The organism is Pseudomonas yamanorum, assembly GCF_013386765.1.
Lineage (GTDB): Bacteria > Pseudomonadota > Gammaproteobacteria > Pseudomonadales > Pseudomonadaceae > Aquipseudomonas > Aquipseudomonas yamanorum_A.
The window spans coordinates 1-6,971 of record NZ_JACARE010000046.1 but is presented as its reverse complement, the minus strand read 5'-3'; the positions used below and the strand labels follow the sequence as shown (position 1 = coordinate 6,971).

Genomic DNA, 6,971 nt, shown 5'->3' with positions numbered 1-6,971 from the left:
AGGCCGCCGTGCTCTTGATCTGCGGGCCCCGTCAACCACGATGGCCGCAAGCAGGCACGGTGGAGCGGGTAAATCGGCAGGGATGCCGATTTAGCCGCGCCGGGCCATGGATGGCCCGTCGCGGCGGCCCGCGGAATCGGGCCTTCGTTCCGGCATGCCGAGCCTAGGCGAGGCACCGAGTGGTGGGGCAAAGACTTTTTGGTTACTTTTGGCTGGGCCGGCATTCCGGGCGTTTGCCAAAAGTGACCCGCTGTAAGAGCGGAACCCTAAGTCGCCGTTACCGCAGCAACGGATATGTACACGGTCAAACCGTAAAAGCGTCAAACCACATCCACCCCAACATGAATCGCATCATGCCGCCAAAACTCCAGATCACAATCAATCAACCGCTCATGCTGATCGTAGTTAACCCGAGCAATCCGCAACCCCGGGCTCCCCACCGACACCCGTAAAGCCGCCGCCGCCTCCACCTGCAACGACGTGGGCACAATCTCAAACCGCACCCGCCCGTAATGCAAGTCATACACCCGCGCATACAACTCCGTAATCGACTGATTCAAATCACACTCCAGAATCCCCGGAAAATACTGCGGGTTCAGATAGTGCTCCACATACAACACCAACCGCCCATCAATCCTGCGCCCCCGGCAGATCTGGATCACACTGGACAACGCCGGCAACTGCAACCACGCACACACCGCCGCCGAAGCCGGCTGCAACCGCGCCGAAATCACCTCGGTGGACGGCACCCGCCCCTGCGCACTCACCATCGCGTGAAAATGACTACGCTGCATCAGGTTGTAGGCAAGCCTGGGTGGCGACACAAACCACCCGCGCCGCTCCTCGCGATAAATCTGCCCTTGGGCCTCAAGTTGTAACAAGGCTTCCCGCACCGTGATCCGGGTGGTACCAAACAACTCGCTGAGCTTGCGCTCGGCCGGCAGCTTACTGGCAGGCGCCAACAACCCATGGTCGATCTGCTCTTGCAGCGCCAGGCCAATGGTTGTCACCGCTTTGGTTGCCTCATCACGCATCAACGTTACCTATCTGGACTAGACCAGCACTATTCAGGTGCACAAAACGCCCTCTAAACGCGCCTCTGCTATTGCGTGCAAGCCTAGGCATTGCACATGACCGACAGATGACAGCGCCCCGCGACGTCCTGCCACAAGACCTGCAATACATCGGCCAAGTCCAAGGCTTCCGGGGAGTTGGGCATGGTCTACGCTTACCCGGCGATCCCCCGTCCAGGCCAACAAAAAACGACATCGACATGAAACTGTCATCCGCCACGCCTAAATTGGCTCGTGTATTGCTGACCTAGACCAACACCACCGCAAACGTCGATAAAAACGCAGCGTTGAAAACGCCCAAAGGAGCTTCGGATGAAACAGCTTTTCCTGGCATCACTGTTAGGCTCGACCATTGCCATGTGCACCGCCGCCATGGCTGCTGATACCGATTTGAAAACCCTTGAAGCCGCCGCGAAAGCGGAAGGCGCCGTCAACAGCGTCGGCATGCCCGATGACTGGGCCAACTGGAAAGGCACCTGGGACGACCTGGCCAAGACCTACGGCCTCAAGCACATCGACACCGATATGAGCTCGGCCCAGGAAGTGGCCAAGTTTGCGGCGGAAAAAGACAACGCCAGCGCCGACATCGGCGACGTCGGTGCCGCCTTCGGCCCGATCGCGGTCAAACAGGGCGTGACCCAGCCGTACAAACCGACCACCTGGGCACAAGTCCCGGATTGGGCGAAAGACAAAGACGGTAACTGGGCACTGGCCTACACCGGCACCATCGCGTTTATCGTCAACAAAAAGCTGCTGCACGGCTCCGAAGCCCCGAAAAGCTGGGCTGACCTGAAGACCGGCAAGTACAAGGTCTCCATCGGTGACGTGAGCACCGCCGCCCAGGCTGCCAACGGCGTGCTCGCCGCAGCACTGGCCAACGGTGGCGACGAGAAGAACATCCAGCCTGCGCTGCTGATGTTCGCCGACATCGCCAAGCAAGGCCGCCTGTCGCTGGCCAACCCAACCATCGCCACCATGGAAAAAGGCGAAGTGGAAGTGGGCGTGGTCTGGGACTTCAACGGCCTGAGCTACAAAGCCAAGATGGCCAACCCGGATGACTACGTGGTGCTGATCCCGTCGGACGGCTCGGTGATTTCCGGCTACACCACCATCATCAACAAATACGCCAAGCACCCGAACGCCGCCAAGCTGACCCGCGAATACATCTTCAGCGACGCCGGCCAGACCAACCTGGCGCGCGGCAATGCGCGGCCGATTCGTGCCGAACACCTGACCTTGCCAGCTGACGTGCAGGCCAAACTGCTGCCTAACGAACAGTACAAGAAAGTAACGCCGATCAAAGATGCCGACGCTTGGGAGAAGACCTCCAAGGCCCTGCCGCAGAAGTGGCAGGAAGAAGTCATCATCAATATGCAGTAAGAACGCGGCCAGTGTAGGAGCTGGCTTGCCTGCGATAACGGTATGACATTCAGCATTGTTGTCGACTGACACACCGCTATCGCAGGCAAGCAAGCTCCCACATTTGAGCGGTGTTCCAACCGAAAAACCGAGTCAAGCCTATTTGTTGCGGAGCCCCAGCCCCTATGAAGCACAACGTCATCCTTGTCGTGCTCGACGGCCTGAATTACGAGGTTGCCCGACACGCCATGGGGCACTTGCAGGCCTATGTCGGCGCAGGACGCGCAGCACTCTACAAACTGGAATGTGAACTGCCGGCCCTGTCCCGGCCCCTGTACGAATGCATCCTCACCGGCGTCCCGCCGATTCAGAGCGGCATCGTCCACAACAACGTCTCGCGCCTGTCCAACCAGCGCAGCATTTTCCATTACGCCACCGACGCCGGTTTATCCACAGCGGCGGCGGCTTATCACTGGGTCAGCGAGTTGTATAACCGCAGCCCTTTCATCGCCGCCCGTGACCGTCATACCAATGACCCGGCGCTGGCGATCCAGCACGGGCATTTCTACTGGAGTGACCATTACCCGGACTCACACCTGTTTGCCGACGCCGAAAGCCTGCGCCTCAAACACGCGCCGAATTTCCTGGTGGTGCACCCGATGAACATCGACGATGCCGGCCACAAGCACGGCCTCGACACCCCGCAATACCGCAACAGCGCACGTTCGGCCGACATCATCCTTGCTGACTACCTGCAAGGCTGGCTCGACGCCGGCTATCAGGTGCTGGTGACCGCCGACCACGGCATGAACAACGACCGCTCCCACAACGGCCTGCTGCCGGAAGAACGGGAAGTGCCGCTGTTTGTGCTGGGCAACGCTTTCAGCCTCGATGCCCACGCCACGCCCAAACAAACCGAGCTGTGCGGCACCGTCTGCGAGCTGCTGGGTGTGCCCCACGACAAACCTGTATGCCGGGAGCTGTTGAAGTGAATTCCGTGATCCGCGGCAAATGGCTGGCTGCCTTGTGCCTGGTGCCTTTCGCCATTTTTTTTATCGTGTTCGAGATCGCTCCGCTGGTGTGGGTGATGATCAGCAGCGTTCAGTCGGAAGAGTTCGGCTGGGGCCTGGCCAACTTCAGCAAGATCTTCAGTTCGAAGTTCTATATGCAGGCGATCCAGTACAGCCTGGAGATCAGTTTCTACTCCAGCGTGTTCGGGATCATCATCGCCGTGCTGGGCAGTTACTCGCTGCGCCGGGTTGACGGCCCGCTACGCAACTTCGTGACCGCCTTCGCCAACATGACCAGCAACTTTGCCGGCGTGCCCCTGGCCTTCGCCTTCATCATCCTGCTGGGGTTCAACGGCAGCATTACCATCATGCTCAAGCAGGCCGGGATCATTCAGGACTTCAACCTGTACTCCAAGACCGGGTTGATCATCCTTTATACCTACTTCCAGATTCCCCTCGGTGTGCTGCTGCTCTACCCGGCATTCGACGCGCTGCGCGAAGACTGGCGCGAGTCTGCTTCATTGCTCGGCGCGGATGGCTGGCAATACTGGCGGCATATCGGTTTGCCGGTGCTGACCCCGGCGCTGCTGGGCACGTTCGTGATCCTGCTGGCCAACGCCCTCGGCGCCTACGCCACGGTGTACGCGCTGACCACCGGCAACTTCAACGTGCTGCCGATCCGCATCGCGGCGATGGTCTCCGGCGATATTTCCCTGGACCCGAACATGGCCAGCGCCCTGGCCGTGGTGCTGGTGGCGCTGATGACCGTGGTGACCGTGGTCCATCAACTGCTGCTCAAGAGGAGCTACCATGTCTCGCGCTGAACCTGGCTCGGCCGCCCTCTACCACCGGGTAGTGGTGTACCTGTTGTTTGCGATCCTGGTACTGCCTTTGCTCGGCACCCTGGTCTACTCCATCGCCAGCAGTTGGTCGGCGACCATCCTGCCTTCCGGCTTTACCTTCAAGTGGTACATCCAGCTGTGGAGTGACCCGCGCTTCCTGAATGCCTTTGGCCAGTCATTGCTGGTGTGCGTGGGTGCGTTGATTTTGTCGGTGGTGCTGATCCTGCCGCTGCTGTTTGTGGTGCATTACCACTTCCCCAAACTCGATGCGCTGATGAACATCCTGATCCTGCTGCCCTTCGCGGTGCCGCCGGTGGTGTCGTCGGTGGGGCTGTTGCAGCTCTACGGGTCGGGGCCGTTTGCGATGGTGGGTACGCCGTGGATCCTGATCGGTTGCTACTTCACCGTGGCGTTGCCATTCATGTACCGGGCGATCACCAACAACCTGCAGGCGATCAACCTGCGGGACCTGATGGACGCTGCCCAACTGCTCGGCGCCAGCACCTTCCAGGCCGCATTCCTGGTGGTGCTGCCCAACCTGCGCAAGGGCCTGATGGTGGCGTTGCTGCTGTCGTTCTCGTTCCTGTTCGGCGAGTTCGTGTTCGCCAACATCCTGGTGGGCACCCGCTACGAGACCCTGCAGGTGTACCTCAACAATATGCGTAACAGCAGCGGCCACTTCACCAGTGCCCTGGTGATCTCCTATTTCTTCTTTGTGCTGGTGCTGACCTGGGCCGCCAACATCTTGAACAAGGACAAAAGCCAATGAGCTTCGTCAGCGTCCAACACCTGCAAAAAGGCTACGCCGGCACGCCGGTCTTCAGCGACATCAACTGCGAAATCGCCAAGGGCGAATTCGTCACCCTGCTCGGCCCGTCCGGCTGCGGCAAGTCCACCCTGCTGCGCTGCATCGCCGGCCTGACCTCGGTAGACAGCGGGAAAATCCTGCTGGATGGCCAGGACATCGTCCCGCTCAGCCCGCAGAAACGGCATATCGGCATGGTGTTCCAGAGCTACGCGCTGTTCCCCAACATGACCGTGGAACAGAACGTCGCCTTCGGCCTGCGCATGCAGAAGGTCAATGCCGACGACAGCCACAAGCGCGTACAGGAAGTGCTGCAACTGGTGGAGTTGAAAGAACTTGCCGGGCGTTACCCGCACCAGATGTCCGGCGGCCAGTGCCAGCGCGTGGCCCTCGCCCGCTCCCTGGTCACCCGCCCGCGCCTGCTGTTGCTGGATGAGCCTTTGTCGGCCCTCGATGCACGGATTCGCAAACACCTGCGCGAACAGATTCGCCAGATCCAGCGTGAGCTGGGCCTGACCACCATCTTCGTGACCCATGACCAGGAAGAAGCCCTGACCATGTCCGACCGGATCTTCCTGATGAACCAGGGCAAGATCGTGCAGAGCGGCGATGCCGAGACCCTCTACACCGCGCCGGTGGATGTGTTCGCCGCAGGCTTCATTGGCAACTACAACCTGCTGGACGCCGACAAGGCCAGCAAACTGTTGCAGCGCCCGATCACCGGGCGCATCGCCATTCGCCCGGAAGCCATCGAGCTCAGCCGCAGCGGCGAGCTGGACGCGTTGGTGCGCAGCCACAGCCTGCTGGGCAACGTGATTCGCTACCGCATCGAAGCGCGCGGGGTGGAATTGGTTGTGGATGTGCTTAATCGCTCGGCGGACGATCTGCACCCGGATGGCCAGCGATTGGCACTTTCGATCGACCCAAGTGCGTTGTGTGAAGTAGCCTGACGCACGATTTATTTGAGAGAGCGTGACAGATGGCTTTGGTAATTTTTGATCTGGACGACACCCTGATCCACGGCGACTGCGCCACCCTGTGGAGCGAGCAGATGGGCCGCCTGGGCTGGGTGGATGGCGAGTCGTTCATGCGCAGGAACGACGAACTGATGGCGGCCTACAGCCGTGGGGAGCTGGCCATGGAAGACTTCATGGACTTCAGCCTGGAGCCGATGATCGGCCGCACGCCGGAAGAGATCGAGCACCTTGTCGAGCCTTGGGTGGAAGACGTTATCGAGCCGCTGATCTACAGCGAAGCCACCCGCACCATTGCACAGCACCGCAAGAATGGTGACCGGATTTTGGTGATCTCGGCGTCGGGCACGCACCTGGTCAAGCCGATTGCGGCGCGTATCGGCATTGATGAAGTGCTGGGGATTGAGCTGGACGTCGCCCATGGGGTGTACAGCGGCAAGACCACCGGTGTATTGACGTACCGCGAAGGCAAGATCACTCGCCTGATGGAATGGCTGGAGCAGGAAGGTGAGCACCTTGAAGGCGCGTACTTCTACTCGGATTCGCGCAATGATTTGCCACTGTTGCTGAAGGTTGCGAACCCGCAGGTGGTGAACCCGGACCCGGTGTTGCGGGCGCATGCTGAGAAGGCGGGGTGGCCGATTCATCATTGGGTCTGACGTTTCGCGCGGTTTTGAGGTGAGTACATATCCGTTATTTAGGTAACGGCGGCTTATGGTTTCGCTCTTACAGCGAGTCACTTTGCAAAAGCGGCAAAGTAACCAAAACGCTCTGCCCCGCCTGTCGGCGCCTCGCCTAGGCTCGGTGTTCCCTTGTAAGATTATTTTCACCTGCTTCAGACCGTGGTGCCCTCAGATTTCGAGATCGTGAGTGAGCATGGGTCGGAGCAGGTTTCTTCCTAAACTAGT

Annotated in this window: 7 protein-coding genes; 6 read left to right on the top strand and 1 reads right to left on the bottom strand. The window is 59.9% G+C overall.

Annotated elements, in window-relative coordinates; all coding sequences use genetic code 11:
* Positions 1–320: 320 nt before the first annotated feature.
* Positions 321–1,034, bottom strand: a complete 714-nt coding sequence (locus HX875_RS28405) for a UTRA domain-containing protein (RefSeq protein ID WP_010166446.1) — start codon at positions 1,032–1,034, stop codon at positions 321–323.
* Positions 1,035–1,385: 351 nt separating this feature from the next.
* Between HX875_RS28405 and HX875_RS28400 the strand changes: the two genes are divergently transcribed.
* From HX875_RS28400 to HX875_RS28375, 6 genes are all read left to right on the top strand, one after another.
* Positions 1,386–2,453, top strand: a complete 1,068-nt coding sequence (locus HX875_RS28400; protein ID WP_003219752.1) for an ABC transporter substrate-binding protein — start codon at positions 1,386–1,388, stop codon at positions 2,451–2,453.
* Positions 2,454–2,617: 164 nt separating this feature from the next.
* Complete coding sequence (locus HX875_RS28395; RefSeq protein WP_177047839.1) at positions 2,618–3,424, top strand: alkaline phosphatase family protein; 807 nt, start codon at positions 2,618–2,620, stop codon at positions 3,422–3,424.
* The gene (locus tag HX875_RS28390) at positions 3,421–4,266 is read left to right on the top strand and encodes an ABC transporter permease (protein WP_003219748.1); all 846 of its coding nucleotides are present in this window, start codon (positions 3,421–3,423) and stop codon (positions 4,264–4,266) included. Before HX875_RS28395 ends, HX875_RS28390 begins: the two co-directional genes overlap by 4 nt.
* Complete coding sequence (locus HX875_RS28385; protein ID WP_003219747.1) at positions 4,253–5,053, top strand: ABC transporter permease; 801 nt, start codon at positions 4,253–4,255, stop codon at positions 5,051–5,053. The genes HX875_RS28390 and HX875_RS28385 overlap by 14 nt, the downstream gene beginning before the upstream one ends.
* On the top strand, positions 5,050–6,039 hold the full coding sequence (locus HX875_RS28380; protein ID WP_003219745.1) for an ABC transporter ATP-binding protein: 990 nt from the start codon (positions 5,050–5,052) through the stop codon (positions 6,037–6,039). The genes HX875_RS28385 and HX875_RS28380 overlap by 4 nt, the downstream gene beginning before the upstream one ends.
* 29 nt (positions 6,040–6,068) lie before the next feature.
* Complete coding sequence (locus HX875_RS28375; protein ID WP_177047838.1) at positions 6,069–6,722, top strand: HAD family hydrolase; 654 nt, start codon at positions 6,069–6,071, stop codon at positions 6,720–6,722.
* The last annotated feature ends 249 nt before the right edge of the window (positions 6,723–6,971 follow it).